Annotated in this window: 1 protein-coding gene; it reads right to left on the bottom strand. The window is 73.3% G+C overall.

The annotated features are described in order from the left end of the window. Window position 1: 1 nt before the first annotated feature. Window positions 2–17,623 (bottom strand): amino acid adenylation domain-containing protein, encoded by a 17,622-nt coding sequence (locus tag OG373_RS11050; protein ID WP_405437841.1) that lies wholly within the window; start codon window positions 17,621–17,623, stop codon window positions 2–4. Window position 17,624 lies beyond the last annotated feature (1 nt).

The following is a 17,624-nucleotide window of genomic DNA, read 5'->3' on the forward strand; positions in this document are numbered from 1 at the left end:
GTCAGTTCCCCTCGAGGTGCAGGTTGATGATGCGGGCGATCTCGGCCGCCGGCTGGGCCTTCGGCATCCCCATGTGCGTGGCGTCGATGTCGTACTCGTGGACGCTGCCGCCGATGTGCGGGGCCCAGATGCCGGCGTAGGACTCGTCCGGGTTCTGCGTGGCGTTGAAGAACACGGCGTCACCGTCGTAGACCGGCGAGTCCCACTCCAGGAGCATCTCGGCGTGCGACTTGAAGAGGTGGCTGCCGTTCTCCACCAGCGCCTCGCGGTCCTCGTCCACGCCGGAGCCGATGAAGAACTCCTTGAAGAACTCGCGGACCTCCGGCATGTTCACCGGGTCCTCGATGTGCCGGAACCAGGCGCTGGGCGGGCTGTCCATGAGGGCGAGCAGCGCCACTTCGTGTCCGCGCCGCGTCAGTTCCGCGGCGAGGGCGTGGGCGTAGGTGCCGCCCGTGGAGTGGCCCACCAGGTGGTACGGGCCCTCCGGCTGGACCGCGAGGATCTGCTCCAGGTAGTCGTCGAGCATGGCCTGCGTGGACCCGGCCCGGCCCGTGCCGTCGAACCCGCGGCCCTGGATGCCGTACACCGGCCGGTCGCCGAGGAGCTGGGCGAGGCCCACGTAGGACCAGCACAGTCCGACACCCGGGTGGATGAACCACAGGGGCGGCTTCGTGCCCTCGGTCCGCATCGGGAGGACCACGGCGAACGGGTCGGCGAAGACCGGTGCCCGGCTGGTCTTGACCTGGGCCTCCAGGTACTCGGCCAGCTTCGCCACGGTGGTGGCGCCGAACATCACGCGGATCGGGACCTTGGCCCCGAGGACCGCGCGGATCCGGCTGATGAGGCGGGTCAGGCGCAGCGAGTGGCCGCCCAGGTCGAAGAAGTCGTCGTCGATGCCGACCTTCTCCAGTTCGAGCGCCTCGGCGAACAGCTTCGCCAGGGTGGTCTCCAGCGGGTTGCGCGGTGCGCGGTAGTCGGCTCCGCCCTTGAACTCCGGGTCGGGCAGGGCCTCGCGGTCCAGCTTGCCGTTCGGGGTGAGCGGCAGCTGCTCCAGCGTGACGAAGGCGGACGGGACCATGTACTCGGGCATCCGGCTGGTGAGGTGCTTGCGCAGGTCCTCGGCCACCACGCTCTCGCCCGGTGCGGGGATCACGTAGGCGACGAGCTGTTTGTCGCCGGCCAGGTTGTCCCGGGCGGTCACGACGCCGTGGTCCACGGTCGGGTGGGCCGTCAGCGCGGTCTCGATCTCGCCGAGTTCGATGCGGAACCCGCGGATCTTGATCTGGTGGTCGGTGCGGCCGCGGAAGACCAGCTCGCCGTCCCCGGTCCACTCGACCAGGTCGCCGGTGCGGTACATCCGCTCCCCGGGCTCGCCGAACGGGCAGGCCACGAACCGCTGGGCGGTCAGCTCCGACCGGCCGAGGTAGCCGCGGGTGAGGCCCGCGCCGGCGATGTACAGCTCGCCGGGCACGCCCGGCAGGACCGGGCGCAGCGCCGAGTCCAGGACGTAGACCCGGGTGTTGCGGATCGGGCGTCCGATGGACACGGGGGCGCCGGCGAGCAGTTCGCTCACGGTGGCGCCGACGGTGGTCTCGGTCGGGCCGTAGCCGTTGAACATCCGGCGTCCGGCCGACCAGGTGGCCACCAGCTCCGGCGCGGTGGCCTCACCGGCCACCATCAGGGACTCGACGGTGGAGAGCGAGCCCGCCGGCATGGCGGCCAGCACCGTGGGCGTCAGGATCGCGTGGGTCACCCCGAACGCGTCGGCCGTCTCGGCGAGCGGGGTCCCCGGGGCGAGCCGGTCGGGGTCGGCCATCACCAGGGCGCCGCCGGCGAAGAGGGACATGCACATCTCGCCGACGGAGATGTCGAAGCTCGGCGAGGCGAACTGCAGGACCCGGCTGTCGGCGGTGATGCCGAGCAGCTCCGTCACCTCGGCGACCATGTTGGCGAAGCCGGTGTGCGTGACGGCCACGCCCTTGGGGCGGCCGGTGGAGCCCGAGGTGTAGATGACGTAGGCGGTGTTGGCCACCGCAGCCGGCCGGAACCGGCCGACTGCGGACAGCGGGCCGTCGTCCGCGGCGGTCAGGGCCGCGGCGAGCTCCGGGGCGTCCAGGTTCAGCAGCTCCGACGGCAGGTCGGGCAGCCGGTCCACGGTGGCGCCGTCGGTCAGGATCAGCCCGGTCGCCGAGTCCTCGACCATGTACGTGAGCCGGTCGGCCGGGTAGGCCGGGTCCAGCGGCAGGTAGGCGCCGCCCGCCTTCATCACGGCGAGGACCGCGACCGGCCACTGCGGCGAGCGCCGCAGGGCCACGCCGACGACCGTCTCCGGTCCGACGCCCCGCTCGACGAGGACCCGCGCCAGCCGGTCGGCCCGCGCGTCCAGTTCCCCGTAGGTCACCTTCTCGTCCTCGAAGAGCACCGCGACGGCGTCCGGTGCCTCGGCCGCCTTCCGCTCGAACAGTGCGGGCAGCGTGAGGGCCGGGGTCTCGGTCTGCGTCCGGTTGAAGGCGAGCAGGAGCCGGTCGCGCTCGGCCTCGTGCAGGACGTCCAGCGCGCCCACCGGGATCTGCGGGTCGGCGATCAGCTGCCGCAGGATGTGCAGCACCCGGTCCGCGATCCGCTCCACCGTCTCCGCGGCGATGGCCTGCCGCTGGTACTGCAGGATCATGCGCAGGTACGGCTCGGCGTCGGCCGCCAGGCCCACCGTGTAGGCGGCGCCGGCGGAGGGGCGGATCCCGGTGAACGAGACGCCCGCCGCGGTGTTGGCCGCGCCCAGTGCCTCCTTGTCGACCGGGAAGGACTGGAACAGCACGATGGTGTTGAAGAGCTCCTTCAGACCCGCCTCCCGCTGGATGCGGTGGAGTCCGAAGTGGTGGTGGTCCAGCAGGGCGGTCTGCCGCTCCTGGAGGTTCTTCAGCACCTGGCCGAGGGTCTCGCTCGGTGCGTACTCGGCGCGGATGGGCAGGGAGTTGACGAACAGGCCCACCATCTGGTCGACGCCGGGCACCTCGGCCGGGCGGCCGGAGACCGTGGTTCCGAAGATCACGTCCCGCTTTCCGGTGAGCTGGCCGAGCATCAGCGCCCACACGCCCTGGACCAGGGTGCCCATCGACACGCCCAGTTCGGCGGCGCGCTTCTTCAGGGCGCGGGCCTCGTCCAGCGGCAGCGGGATGTCGACCTGCCCGACGCGGGCGTCCTCGCCGCCGTCCACCGGGGTCTCGGAGGTGAGCAGGGTGGGCTCACTGACGCCCTCCATCTCCTTGGCCCAGGCCGCGGCCGCCGCCTTGTCGTCCCGCCGGGACAGCCAGCGCAGGAACTCCCGGTACTCGGGCACGCGCGGCTGCCCGGATGCGTCGCCCTCGGACGCGTACAGGTACGCGAGGTCCCGTACGAGCAGCGGGAACGACCAGCCGTCGAAGAGCGCGTGGTGCACGGTGAGCACCAGTTCGGAGGTCTCCGCCGCCAGCCGGACCAGCGAGGCCCGCAGCATCGGCGGCCTGGCCGGGTCGAACTGTGCGTAGTGGTCCTCGGCGAGGATCCGCTCCAGGCCCTCCTCGCGGGCCGCGTCGTCGAGCCCGCGCAGGTCGGCGACCCGCCAGGGCAGTTCGACCCGGTCGAGAACGAGCTGGGTGAGGTCCCCGTTCGCGTCGGTGACGAAGGCGGTGCGCAGGTTGGCGTACCGGTCGAGGAGCGCCTGCGCCGCCACCCGCATCCGGGCCGCGTCGACCCGGCCCTGGACGTGGAAGGCCACCTGCACGATGTGCGGGTCGAAGGCGTTCTCCTCCAGGCGCATGGTCTCGAAGAGCAGACCGAACTGGAGGGGGGTCAGCGGCCAGACGTCGGCCAGACCCGGGTACTGCGCCTCCCAGTTCTCGATCTCGCCCTGCGTCATGCGGACCAGCGGGAGGTCGGAGGGCGTCAGGCCGCCGGCGCCGGGGGCGGTGACGTGGTGGGCGAGGCCCTCCAGCGCACGGACCCACAGGTCGGTCAGTTCCTGGGCCTCGGCCTGCGCGAGGACGCCCGCCGGGTAGGAGACGCGGGCGTTGAACCGCGGGCCCCGGTCGGTGTCGGTGACGTAGGCGCTGATCTCGACCGTGGAGAGCGCGGGCATGTCCGCGTCCAGGTCGGCGGCGAGACCGAGGGCGTCGGCGGCCAGGTTCCAGCCGGCGGCCCGCTGCCCGTCGGAGGTGTCGCCGGCGGCGACCCGTCCCAGGTAGTTGAACGAGATCTGCGGGGTCGCGCGCCAGTCGAGCTCGGCCGCGGTGGACGGGTTGAGGTAGCGCAGGAGGCCGAAGCCGACGCCCTTGTCCGGGATGGACACGAGCTGTTCCTTGACCGTCTTGAGGACGGCGCCCGCGGCCGCGCCGCCGGCGAGGGCCTCCTGGACGTCGTGACCGGCGAGGTCGAGCCGTACGGGGAACATGCTGGTGAACCAGCCGACCGTACGGGACAGGTCGGCGCCGGGCACGACCTGCTCCTCGCGGCCGTGGCCCTCCAGCCGGATCAGCGTCGAGGACTCCTCGACACCCCGGTCGGCGCGCCACTGGGTCACCGCGAGGGCGAGGGCGGCCAGCAGACCGTCGTTGACCCCGCCGTGGAAGGCCGTGGGCACCGCCGTCAGCAGCGCCTCGGAGACCTGCTCCGACAGCTCCAGGGAGACCGTCTCCACGGTGGACATGACGTCCACCGCGGGGTTCAGGGGACGCGAGCCGAGCACCGGGTCGTTGCAGTCCACGATCTCGGACCACTGGCCCAGCTCGGCGATGCGGTCGGGGTCGGAGGCCTCGTGGTGCAGCGCGTGCGCCCAGCGGCGCGCGGAGGTGCCGACGGCGGGCAGGCTCGGGGCGGAGCCCGCGGCGATCTGCTCCCACGCCGTGGCGAAGTCCGGGAGCAGGATGCGCCAGGACACGCCGTCGACGACCAGGTGGTGCAGGACCACCAGCAGTCGGCCGGCTCCCTGCTCCGGCGCGAACCAGACGAACTGGGCCATGGTGCCGGCCGCCGGGTCCAGCCGGCCGGTCGCGGCGTCCAGTTCGGCCCTGGCCGTCTCCAGCCAGGCCTCGTCCCACGTGCCCTCGCAGGCCACCCGCCGGACCAGCCCGGCCACCGGGGCCGTGCCGGGGGCGGCGATGTCCAGGCTGCCGTCGCCGTCGAGGACGAGACGGGAGCGCAGGATGTCGTGGTGGTCGAGCACCGCGGTCAGTACCGCCGTCAGCCCGTCCTCGTCGATACCGGCGGGCAGGTCGAGCGCCGCGGACATCGAGAACCGGTTGAAGCTGCTGCCGAGTTCGAGCATGTACTTGGCGATGGGGGGCAGCGGCATGAAGCCGGTGCCGCCTCCCTCCAGCTCCGCCAGGACGGGGCCGAGGTTCTGGCTGCCCGCCGCGGCGGCCAGCTCGGCCACCGTCCGCAGCTCGAATATCTGCCGCGGGTTGACGACGACGCCGTGTGCCTTGGCGCGGGAGACGATCTGGATGGACCGGATGCTGTCGCCGCCGATGGCGAAGAAGTCGTCGTCGATGCCGACCCGTTCGAGGCCGAGCACCTCGGAGTAGACCCCCGCCAGCACCTCCTCGGTGCGGCTGCGCGGGGCGCGGTAGCTCTCCCCGGCGAAGTCCGGCTCGGGCAGGGCCGCCCGGTCCAGCTTGCCGTTGGGGGCCAGGGGCAGCCGGTCCAGCGGCACGAGCACCGCCGGGACCATGAACTCCGGCAGCCGGCCCGTGACGAAGCGGCGCAGCTCCCGCATGGTGATGCCGGAGGTCATATCGGCCTCGAACCGGCCCTGCGCGTCCACCTGGCCGCCGGAGTCCGGGGAGCTGACGACGTAGCCGACGAGGCGCTTGGCCCCGTCGGGGCCGGTCTGGCCGGTCACCACGGCGTGCTCCACCCCGGGGTGGGCCGTCAGGGCGGCCTCGATCTCGCCGGGCTCGATGCGGAACCCGCGGATCTTGAGCTGGGCGTCGCCGCGGCCGACGTACTCCAGCTGCCCGTCGGCCCGCCAGCGGGCCAGGTCGCCGGTGCGGTACATCCGAGATCCGGGCGCACCGTACGGGTCGGCGACGAAGCGCTCGGCGGTCAGGGCGGCGCGGCCGTGGTAGCCGCGGGAGACGTTGCCCGCCACGTAGAGCTCGCCCACCGCGCCCACGGGCACGGGGCCGAGGCCCGCTCCCAGGACGTACGCGCGCATGTTGCCCAGGGGCGCGCCGATCGGGGCGGTGTGCGTGCCGTCCCACTCCTCGTCGGCCGGCAGCGCGAAGGTGCTGGCGTAGAAGCTCTCGGTCTGGCCGTAGGCGTTGATGACCCGGACCCCGGGGACGGCCTCGCGGACCCGGCGGACCAGGGACGCGGGCAGTGCCTCGCCGGCGAACACCACCGCGTCCGCGGTGATCTTGCCGTTGACCTGGTCGAGGAGCTCGGCGAGGACCGAGGGGACCGTGCTGATCACGCCGCCGGTCCAGCCGCCCTGCTCGCCGATGACCAGGACGTCACGGGCCAGCTCGACCGTGCCGCCCGCCACCAGCGTGGTGAAGACCTCGAAGACGGAGACGTCGAAGTTGACGGAGGCGCCGGCGAGCGTACGGGTGCCGGAGTTCACGCCGATCGTGGAGGCGAGTCGCAGCACGCCGTTGACCACGTTGGAGTGGGTGACGGTGACGCCCTTCGGCACACCCGTCGAGCCGGAGGTGTACATGACGTAGGCCGCGTGGTCCGGCAGCAGGGCCGCCGGGCGGTCGGCGTCGCCGAAGGGGCCGGTGGCGTCCGCGGAGCCGCCGAGGGCCAGGTCACCGAGGTACAGCCGGGTGATCCCGGAGTCGGGCAGGACACCGGCGGTGGCCGCGTCCGTCAGCACCAGCCTCGGCCGTGCGTCGGCCAGGATGTGCTCCAGGCGCCGGCTGGGGTACTTCGGGTCGATCGGCAGGTAGGCGCCGCCCGCCTTCAGCACCGCGAGCAGGGCCGCGACGAGGTCCGCCGTGCGCGGCAGGGCGACGCCCACCACGGTCTCCGGGCCGACGCCGTGCCGGGTCAGTTCGCGCGCCAGCCGGTTCGCCCGCTCGTCCAGCTCGCGGTAGGTCAGCGACTCCTCGCCGCAGACCAGCGCGACCGCGTCGGGCCGCTCGGCGACCTGCAGCTCGAAGAGCGCGGGAACGGTCACCTCGGGGGTGGGCCGCGCGGTGGCGTTGAAGCCGTGCAGCACCAGCTCGCGCTCGTCCGGCCGCACCAGCTCGACCGCGGCCACCCGCTGTTCGGGCGTGGCGGCCAGCAGGCCCACCACCCGTACGAAGCGGTCGGCGACGGCCCGGGCCGTCTCCCGGTCGAACAGGTCGGTGGCGTACTCCAGGAGACCCACCACTCCCATGCCGGGCAGGTCGGCCATGTTGAAGAACAGGTCGAACTTGGCGGTCTCGGTGCGGACCCGCTCGAACTCCACCTGCAGACCCGGCAGGGCGAAGTCCTTCCGGGCGAAGTTCTGCCAGGCGAACATCACCTGGAAGAGCGGGGAGTAGGCGGTGGACCGCTCCGGGTTCAGCACCTCCACCAGCCGCTCGAAGGGAACGTCCTGGTTGTCGTACGCGGCCAGGGACTTGCCCCGGACCCGCTCCAGCAGCTCCGTGAAGGCGGGGTTGCCCGACAGGTCGACGCGCAGCACCCAGGTGTTGACGAAGAAGCCGACCAGTTCGGCGAGGGCCTCGTCGGTGCGGTTGGCGATCGGGGAGCCGATCGTCAGGTCGTCGCCGCCGCCGAGTCCGTGCAGCAGTACCGCCAGCGCGGCCTGGAGCACCATCGAGGAGGTCGCGCCGTGCCGGCGCGCCAGTTCCTCGACCGCGGCCGCCACCTCGGGGGCCAGGGCGAACTCCACGGCGTCGCCGCGGTGGGAGGCCTTGGCCGGGCGCGGGCGGTCGGAGGCGAGCTGCAGCGGCTGCGGCACACCCGCCAGCTCCTCGCGCCAGTAGCCCACCTGCGCGGCGAGGGCGCTGGCCGGGTCCTCCTCGTCGCCGAGCACCTCGCGCTGCCACAGCGTGTAGTCGACGTACTGGACCGGGAGGTCCGCCCACTGCGGGGCGCCGCCCTCCTTGCGGGCCGCGTACGCGGTGGCGAGGTCGCGGGCCAGCGGGGCCATGGAGGACCCGTCGCTCGCGATGTGGTGGATCAGCAGGACCAGGACGTGCTCCCGGTCGCCGAGCCGGAGCACGGGGGCCCGTACCGGGATCTCGGTGGCCAGGTCGAAGAGGTACGCCGAGGCCTCGGCCATGGCGTCGGCGAGCCCGCCCTGCGCCACCTCCACGAGCGGCACGTGCAGCTCCGCCTCGTCGGCCGGCAGCACTCGCTGGGCCGGGACGCCGTCGGCGTCCTCGACGATCAGCGTGCGCAGGCTCTCGTGGCGGGCCACGACGTCGCGCAGCGCGGCCTCCAGCGCCGGCAGGTCCAGCTCGCCGGTCAGGCGCAGCGGGAAGGGCGCGTTGTACGTCGCCGAGGGGCCCTCGAAGCGGTCGATGAACCACAGCCGGCGCTGGGCGAAGGACAGCGGTACGGACTCCGGGCGCTCGGCCGTGCGGCGCAGCGGCGGCCGGACCGGCGCGCCGGCCGCGAGGTGCAGGGCCAGCTCCACGACCGTGGGCGCCTCGAACACGACCCGGATGGGCAGTTCGACGTCCAGGGCCTCGCGGATCCGGCTCACCAGGCGGGTGGCGAGCAGGGAGTGCCCGCCCAGGGCGAAGAAGTCGTCGTCGATGCCGACCCGGTCCAGGCCGAGCACCGCGGCGAACAGGCCGCACAGGACCTCTTCCTGCGGGGTGCGCGGGGCCCGGCCGGTGGCCGCGGCGGCGAAGTCCGGTGCGGGCAGGGCCCGCTGGTCCAGCTTCCCGTTCGGGGTCAGCGGCACCTCGGCGATGGCGACGACGGAGGACGGCACCAGGTGGTCCGGCAGCCGCTCCCCCAGCCAGTCGCGCAGGGCGCCGACCAGGGTGCCGATCCGGCCCGCGGCGGCCGGCTCGTTGGCCAGCAGCCGGTCGGCCCGGCCCGACGGGGTGAACCCGCCGGTCAGGACCTGGTCCGTGACGGGCCCGGCCGGGAGGATGACCGCATCGAAGCACTCGGCCGCGGCGGCCGACCAGGTGAGCACGACGCCCCAGCCGCGCTCGGCGGCCCACTCGCGCAGGTCCTGCGGGTCGAGCACCGGGCCCGCGGCGGCGGGTGCGGAGATCACACCGATCGCGGCGGCGGCCTCGACCTCGTCGGCGAGACGCGCGTTGGGGATGCGGGTGACGCGTACGGGCTGCTCGCCGTGGCTGCGGACGAGCTCCTCCAGGCCGAGGAAGTCCTCGACCCGGCGGCCCCAGGCCAGGGCCGGGACCTCGCCCAGGTCGAGCGCGGCCACGGGTGCCTTGTGCAGCAGGACCTCGTAGCGGTGGCGGGTCAGCTCGTTGTGCGGACGGCCGGCCTTCAGCCGGATGTCCACACCTCCCGCGCCGTGCCGCTCGGCCCAGCGGGTGAACCACTCGGGGTCGAGGACGAGTTCCTTCTCCATCAGGATGGCGCGGGCGACGGCGGCGCGGCTCACCGAGGCGGAGGCCTCGGGGTGCAGGGCGCGCTGCACGCCGCTGCGGAAGAGCCGCAGGGTGGCGGCGTTGCGGACGTCACCGATCAGGATCCGGCCGCCGGGGGCCAGCAGTTCCATGGCGCCGGCCAGGACCAGGTCCATGTACTCGGCGTCGGGGAAGTACTGGACGACCGAGTTGATGACCACGAGGTCGAAGTGCTCGCGCGGCAGACCGGAGATGTCGTCGCCGTTCTGGTGCCGCAGGTGCACCCGGTCACCGAACCCGGTCTGCTCCACCTGCACGAGCAGCCGGTCGACGACCGCGGCCGACATGTCGGTGCCCCAGTACTCCTCGACCTGCCCGAGGGTCTGCGACATCAGCAGGCCGGTGCCGACGCCGATCTCCATCACGCGGCGCGGGGACCAGTTGGTGATCTGTTCCACGGCGGCGTCGCGCCACACGGCCATCTCGTCCAGCGCGATGGGCAGGCCGCCGGTGTAGCTGGAGTTCCAGCCGGTGAAGTCCTCGCCCCAGCGGGCGTCGGACACGGCGTACAGGTCGTCGTAGATCTCCTCCCACTCGTCGACCTGCTCCGCGGCGCCGGAGGTGTCGGAGCCGTCCACGCGCGGGACCACGTAGCCGATGAGCCGCCGTTCGCCGGCCCGGTCCTCGTTCCAGGTGACCACGGCCTGGGCCACGCCGGGGTGCCCGGCCAGCGCGGCCTCGACCTCGGCGGGCTCGATGCGGAAGCCGCGGATCTTGACCTGGGTGTCCACGCGGCCCTGGAAGACGAGTGCGCCGTCCGGGTTCCAGGCGACCACGTCGCCGGTGCGGTACATCCGCTCGCCGGGCTCGCCGAAGGGGGAGGCCACGAAGCGCTCGGAGGTCAGCGCGGAGCGGTGGGCGTAGCCGCGGGCCAGGCCCGCACCCGCGATGTAGAGCTCGCCCGGCACGCCCGGGAGCACGGGGCGCAGGCCCGCGTCGAGGACGTAGACGCGCATGTTGTCCATCGGGCGGCCGATCGGGATCGGCTCGCCGACCCGCTCGGGGTCGGGCATCGGGTGGGTGGTGGCGAAGGTGGTGGTCTCGGTCGGGCCGTAGCCGTCGACGACCTTGAGGCCGGGGCAGGCCCGCAGGGCTCGGGTCACCGAGGCCGGGGAGACGACGTCGCCGCCGGTCCACACCTCGCGGACGCCGGCGAAGCACTCCGGGTTCTCGTCGGCGATCACCTTGAACAGACCGGCGGTCAGCCACAGCGCGGTGACCCGCTGCTCGGCGATGACCGCGGCCAGCGCCGCGGCGTCCAGCTTGCCGACGGGGGCGACCACGGCGGTGCCGCCGCCCAGCAGCGGGGTCCACAGCTCGTAGGTGGAGGCGTCGAAGGACTGGGCGGAGTGCACGAGGACCCGCTCGTGGGCGCCCCCGCGGTACTGGCGGTCCAGCGCCAGGCCGGACACGGCCCGGTGGGTGACCCCGACGCCCTTGGGCACACCGGTGGAGCCGGAGGTGTACATGATGTACGCGAGCTGGTCCACCCGGTCGTGAGCGGCGGCCGGCAGGGCCTCGGCGCGGGACGCGGCGACGGCCGCGGACGTGTCCGCGTCGTCCAGGACCAGGTACGGGCAGGTGCCGCCGGGCAGACCGGCGACGATCGCGGAGTCGGTCAGGAGCAGCGTGGGAGCGGCGTCGCGCAGCATGAACTCGATGCGCTCGGCCGGGTACTCCGGGTCCACCGGCAGGTAGGCGCCGCCGGCCTTCAGGACGGCCAGCAGGGCCACGACCAGCTCCGGCGAGCGCGGCAGGGCCACGCCCACGACGGACTCCTGGCCGACGCCGCGCGCGGCGAGCAGGTGGGCCAGCCGGTTCGCGTCGGTGTCCAGCTCGCGGTAGGTCAGGGTCCGGCCGCCGAAGGCGACGGCGACGGCGTCCGGGGTGGCCGCGGCCCGCTCCTCGAACAGGGCGGGGACGGTCCGCCGCGGGGCGGGCACGGCCGTGTCGTTGAACTCGCCGAGCAGCCGCTCGCGTTCGGCGGACTCCAGCACGTGCACCGAGCCGACGCGGGCGTCCGGGTCCGCCACGAGCTGCTGGAGGATCCGCGCGAAGCGGACGGCGATGCCCTCGACGGTGGCCGGGTCGAAGAGGTGGTGCTGGTACTGGAGCGCCACCCGCAGGTGCGGATCGGCGAAGGCCATCACGACCAGCGGGTAGTGGGCGCCGCTGAGCGGGCTGATGCCGGTGACGGCGATGCCGGCGGCGGAGTACGCCTCCTTGATGGCGACGCCGTCGATCGGGTACGACTCGAAGCCCACGAGGGTGTCGAACAGGACGTTCAGCCCGACCGAGCGGTGGATGTCCAGCAGCCCGTGGTGGTGGTGGTCGAGCAGGGCGCTCTGCCGGTTCTGCAGGTCGCGCAGCAGTTCGCCGAGCGTTGCGCCGGGACCGCACTCGACCCGTACCGGGAGGGTGTTGATGAACAGGCCGACCATCGCGTCCACGCCGGGCACGACGGGCGGACGGCCGGAGACGGTCGCTCCGAAGACCACGTCCTGGCGGCCGGTGAGCCCGGCGAGGACGAGCGCCCAGGTGCCCTGGACCAGGGTGTTGAGGGTGAGGCCCAGTTCGGCGGCGCGCCGGCCCAGTTCGCGGGCGTCGTCCGCGGACAGCGGGATGTCGATCTGGCCGATGCCGGCCGGGTCGGACGCGAGGGCGGCGTCGGGGGCGATCAGGGTCGGCGATTCGACTCCGGCGAGCTCCGCGGCCCAGGCGCGGGCCGAGGCCTCGCGGTCCTGGCCGGCCTGCCACACCAGGAAGTCGCGGTATCCGGGCACCCGCGGCAGCGCGGACGCGTCGCCCTCGGAGCCGTAGAGCCGCAGCAGGTCCTGCATGAGGACCGGGATCGACCAGCCGTCGAAGAGGACGTGGTGGGCGGTGAAGACCAGCTCCCAGCGGTCGGGGGCGAGCATCACCAGCGACATCCGTACGAGCGGGGCCCGGGTCAGGTCGAAGTGGGAGTCGTGGTCCTCGGTGAGGAAGCGCCCCAGCGCCTCCTCGCGGCCCTCCTCGCCGAACCCGCTGAGGTCGAGGTACTGCCAGGGCAGCTCCACGCGGTCCCGTACGACCTGCACCCGGTCCCCCGCCGCGTCGAAGACGAACGCGGTGCGGAGGTTGGCGTACCGGTCGAGGAGCGCCTGACCGGCGGCCCGCAGCCGGGCGGGCTCGACCTGCCCGGAGAGGTGGAAGACCAGCTGCATCTGGTACGCGTCGAAGGTGGAGCCGGCCAGCTGGGCGTGGAAGAGCAGTCCGTCCTGCATCGTGGTCAGCGGCCAGATGTCGGCCAGGCCCGGGTAGCTCTCCTCCCAGGCCTCGATCTCGCCCTGGGTCACCCGGACCAGGGGCACGTCCGAGGGGGTCAGACCGCCCGCGGTGGGCCGGGCGGCGTGCCGGGCCAGGGCCTGGAGGGCGGTGCCCCAGAGCTCGGCGAGCTCCTCCACGTCCTCCTTCGCGAGCAGGCCCGCGGGGAAGGCGAGGCGCGCGGTGAGTTCCGGGCCCTGCTCGGTGTCGGTGACGAGGGCGCCGACGTCCAGCGTGGACAGGGCGGGCATCCGCTCGCCCTGGTCGGCGATCAGTCCGGTGGTGCCCTCGGCGAGGGTCCAGCCCGGGCCGCGCAGGTGCTCGGGCACGTCCGAGGAGGACGAGAAGCGGCCCAGGTAGTTGAAGCCGATCTGGCCGGCGGAGTACCGGCGCAGCACCTCGGCGGTCTGCGGGTTCAGGTGGCGCAGCAGGCCGTAGCCCACGCCCTTGTCCGGGAGGGACCGGAGCTGCTCCTTGACGGCCTTGACGGCGGCGCCGGCGGCGGGGCCGCCCGCGAAGGCGTCGTCGAGGTCGATCCCGGCGAGGTCGAGGCGGACCGGGAACATGGTGGTGAACCAGCCGACCGTGCGCGACAGGTCGGCGCCCGGGACGACGTCCTCCTCGCGGCCGTGGCCCTCGACCCGGATCAGGGCGGAGGACTCGTCGATGCCGCGGGTCCGGCGCCATTGGGCGACGGCAAGCGTCAGCGCGGCGAGCAGGCCGTCGTTGACACCGCCGTGGAAGGCGGCGGGCAGGGTGGTCAGCAGGGTCTCGGTGACCGGGACCGGCAGCTTGAGCCAGGTGTGGTCCACCGTGGGCATCACGTCGACGGCGGGGTCCAGGGCGCGGGAGCCCAGGAGCGGGTCGGGACCGGCCACGACGGAGCGCCACAGGGCGAGTTCGGCGACGCGCTCGGGCGAGGCGGCTTCCTCGGCCAGCGCGTGCGCCCAGCGGCGGGCCGAGGTGCCCACCTCGGGCAGCTCGGGGGTGCGGCCGTCGCGGACCTGCTCCCAGGCGGTGGCGAGGTCCGGCAGCAGGATGCGCCAGGACACGCCGTCGACCACGAAGTGGTGCAGGACGAGCAGGAGGCGCCCGGCGCCCTGCTGCGGGGCGAACCAGACGAACTGCGCCATCGTGCCGGCCGCCGCGTCCAGTCGCCCGGTGGCGGCGTTCAGTTCGGCGGTGGCCCGCTCGAACCACTGCTCGTCCCAGCGGCCGTCGCACTCGACGCGGTGGATCAGCGCGTCGGCGTCGACCGAGCCGGGGGCGCCGACCCGGAGGCCGGCGCGGTCGTCGGCGCGGTCGTCGGCGCCGTCGGCGGCGACCAGGCGGGAGCGCAGGATGTCGTGGTGGTCGAGCACGGCGCCGAGGGTGGCCGCCAGCGCGGGCCGGTCGATGCCCTCGGGCAGCTCGACGGCCATGGACATGGAGAACCGGTCGATGCCCTCGCCCAGTTCCAGCAGGTACTCGCCGATCGGCAGCAGCGGCAACAGGCCGATGCCGCCACCCGCCAGCTCCGCGAGGACCGGGCCGGTTTCCGCCTCGATCCCGAGGACCGCGACGGCGGCCAGCTCGGCGACGGTGCGCTGGTCGAATATCTGGCGCGGGCTGACCTCCACACCGCCGCTGCGGGCGCGGGAGACCACCTGGATGGAGCGGATACTGTCGCCGCCGATGGCGAAGAAGTCGTCGTCGATGCCGACCCGGTCGAGGCCGAGTACCTCGGCGTAGGCCGCGGCGAGCACCTCTTCCGCGGGGTTGCGCGGGGCCCGGTACTCGCCGCCGCTGAAGTCGGGCTCGGGCAGCGCCGCCAGGTCGAGCTTGCCGTTGGCGGTCAGCGGCAGCCGTCCCACCATGACGAACACGGACGGGACCATGAACTCGGGCAGCCGGCCCGCGGCGAAACGCCGCAGCTCGCGCACGGACACGCTCGTCGTCAGGTCGACGTCGAGGTCGGCGAGGCTGGCGACGGTGCCGAAACCGCCCTGGTCGGCGTCGAGCGGGACCACGTGGCAGACGAGCTGCTTGCTGCCGCGGCCCTCACCGATGGTGACCACGGCCTGGGCCACGCCCGGGTGGGCGGTCAGGACGGCCTCGATCTCACCGGGCTCGATGCGGAAGCCGCGCACCTTCATCTGCGCGTCGTCGCGGCCCGCGTACTCCAGCTGCCCGTCGGCGTTCCAGCGTGCCAGGTCACCGGTGCGGTACATACGCGATCCGGCCGGACCGAAGGGGTCGGCCACGAAGCGGTCGGCGGTCAGGGCGGAGCGGCCGAAGTAGCCGCGGCCGATCTCGCCGGCGACGTACAGCTCGCCCACCACGCCGAGCGGGACGGGGCGCAGGCCGGGGCCGAGGACGTAGGTGCGGACGTTGCCGAGCGGGGCGCCGACGGGGGCGCTGCCGGCGCCGTCCCACTCCTGGTCGGCGGGCAGCGAGAAGGTGGTGGCGTAGAAGGACTCGCTCTGGCCGTAGGCGTTGACGACGCGGACGCCGGGCACGGCCTCGCGGACGCGCTGCACCAGGGAGGTGGGCAGGGCCTCACCGGCGAAGACCACGGTGTCGACCTCGATGCGGCCGCCGACCTGGCCGAGCAGTTCAGCGAAGACGGAGGGGACCGTGCTGATCACGCCGCCGGTCCAGCCGCCGCGCTCGCCGATCACCAGCGCATCGCGAACCAGTTCGACGATGCCGCCGGAGCAGAGGGTGGAGAAGATCTCGAAGACGGAGACGTCGAAGTTGACCGAGGTCCCGGCGAGCACGCGGGTCCCCGCGCCGACGCCGATCGCCGAGGCCAGCCCGAGGACGTCGTTCACCACGTTGGCGTGGGTGATCGCGACGCCCTTGGGTGTGCCCGTGGAGCCCGAGGTGTAGATGACGTACGCGACCTGGCCGGGCCGGCCCGCCGTGGCGGCGCCGGGCTCCACGTCCTGCGCGGCCTGCGCGTCGCCGAGGTCGATGTCGATGTCGATGTCGATGTCGATGTCGGCCACGAACAGCTGCGGGATCCGCGTCTGCGGCAGCACGCCCACGGTCTGCTCGTCGGTCAGGATCAGCGCGGGCGCCGCGTCCGACAGGATGAAGTCGAGCCGCCGGCTCGGGTATCGCGGGTCGATCGGCAGGTAGGCACCGCCGGCCTTGAACACTCCGAGCAGCCCGGCCACCAGGTCCGCCGTGCGCGGCAGGGCGACGCCCACCAGCGTCTCGGCGGCCACGCCGCGCGCGGTCAGCTCCCGCGCGATCCGCGAGGCACGCGCGTCGAGTTCCCGGTAGGTGAGGGTCTCGTCCCCGGCCTCCAGCGCGATCGCGTCCGGGGTGGCCGCGACCTGCCGCTCGAAGAGCTCGGCGACCGTCACCTCGGGCAAGGCGACCGTCGTGTCGTTGAACTGCCGTACCACGGTGTCCAGTTCGGTGCCGTCCAGGACGGGGGCCAGGGCGACCGGGCGCTCCGGGTGCGCGACGACCTCGCGGATGACCCGCAGGTAGCGGTCGACGACGGACTGCGCGGTGGTGCGGTCGAACAGGTCGGTGGCGTACTCCAGGTAGCAGAGCATGCCCGGACCGGTCGGGTCGGAGAAGTAGTTGAACTCCAGGTCGAACTTGGCCGTCGGGGTGGCGAGCACCTCGAACCGCGCCTGCTCCAGACCCGGCAGCTCCAGGTCGATCCAGGCGTCGTTCTCCCACGTGAACATGACCTGGAAGAGCGGGTGGTAGGCGGTGGACCGCTCCGGGTTCAGGACCTCCACGAGGTGCTCGAAGGGAGCGTCCTGGTTGTCGTAGGCGGTCAGCGCCTTCTGACGGACCTGCTCCAGCACCCGGTCGAAGCTCGGGGCGCCGGAGAGGTCCGTGCGCAGCACCCAGGTGTTGACGAAGAAGCCCACCAGGTCGGCGAGTTCGTCGTCGGTGCGGCCGGCGACGGTGGAGCCGATGGCGATGTCCTGGCCTGCGCCCAGGTGCTGGAGCACCACGGCGAGGGCGGCCTGGAGGACCATCGGGACGGTCATGTCCCGCTCGCGGCCCACGGCCTCGACGGCCGCCAGCAGCTCGGCGTCGATGGGGAAACCGACCGTGTCGCCGCGGTGGCTGGCCACCGGCGGGCGCGGCCGGTCCGTGGACAGGCGCAGCGGCGTCGGCACGCCCTGCAGCTCGTCCCGCCAGTAGCCGACCTGGGTGGAGACCACGCTCTCGGGGTCGTTCTCGTCGCCGAGCAGCTCGCGCTGCCACAGCGTGTAGTCGACGTACTGCACGGGCAGGTCCGCCCACTGCGGGGCCTCGCCGCGCAGCCGGGCGGTGTACGCGGTGGCCAGGTCGCGCGAGAGCGGCTCCATCGACTCGCCGTCGCTGGCGATGTGGTGGACCAGCAGGAGCAGGACGTGGTCCCGCTCGCCGGAGCGCAGCAGGGTGGCGCGGACCGGGATCTCCGCCGACAGGTCGAAGGTGTACTGCGCCGCCTCGAAGACGGCCTCGTCCACCGCCTCGGGTGCGGCCTCCACGAGCGGTATGTCGAGCAGCGCCGCGTCCACCGGCAGCACCTGCTGCGAGGGGACGCCCTGCTCGTCCATCACGATGAGCGTACGAAGGCTCTCGTGCCGTGCCACGACATCGCGCACCGCCGACTGCAGGGCAGTCCGGTCCAGCTCGCCGGTCAACCGCACGAGGAAGGGGACGTTATAGGTGGCCGACGGTCCCTCGAATCGGTCGATGAACCACAACCGACGCTGTGCGAACGACAAC

The sequence above is a fragment of the Streptomyces avidinii genome (assembly GCF_045161815.1).
Lineage (GTDB): Bacteria > Actinomycetota > Actinomycetes > Streptomycetales > Streptomycetaceae > Streptomyces > Streptomyces avidinii.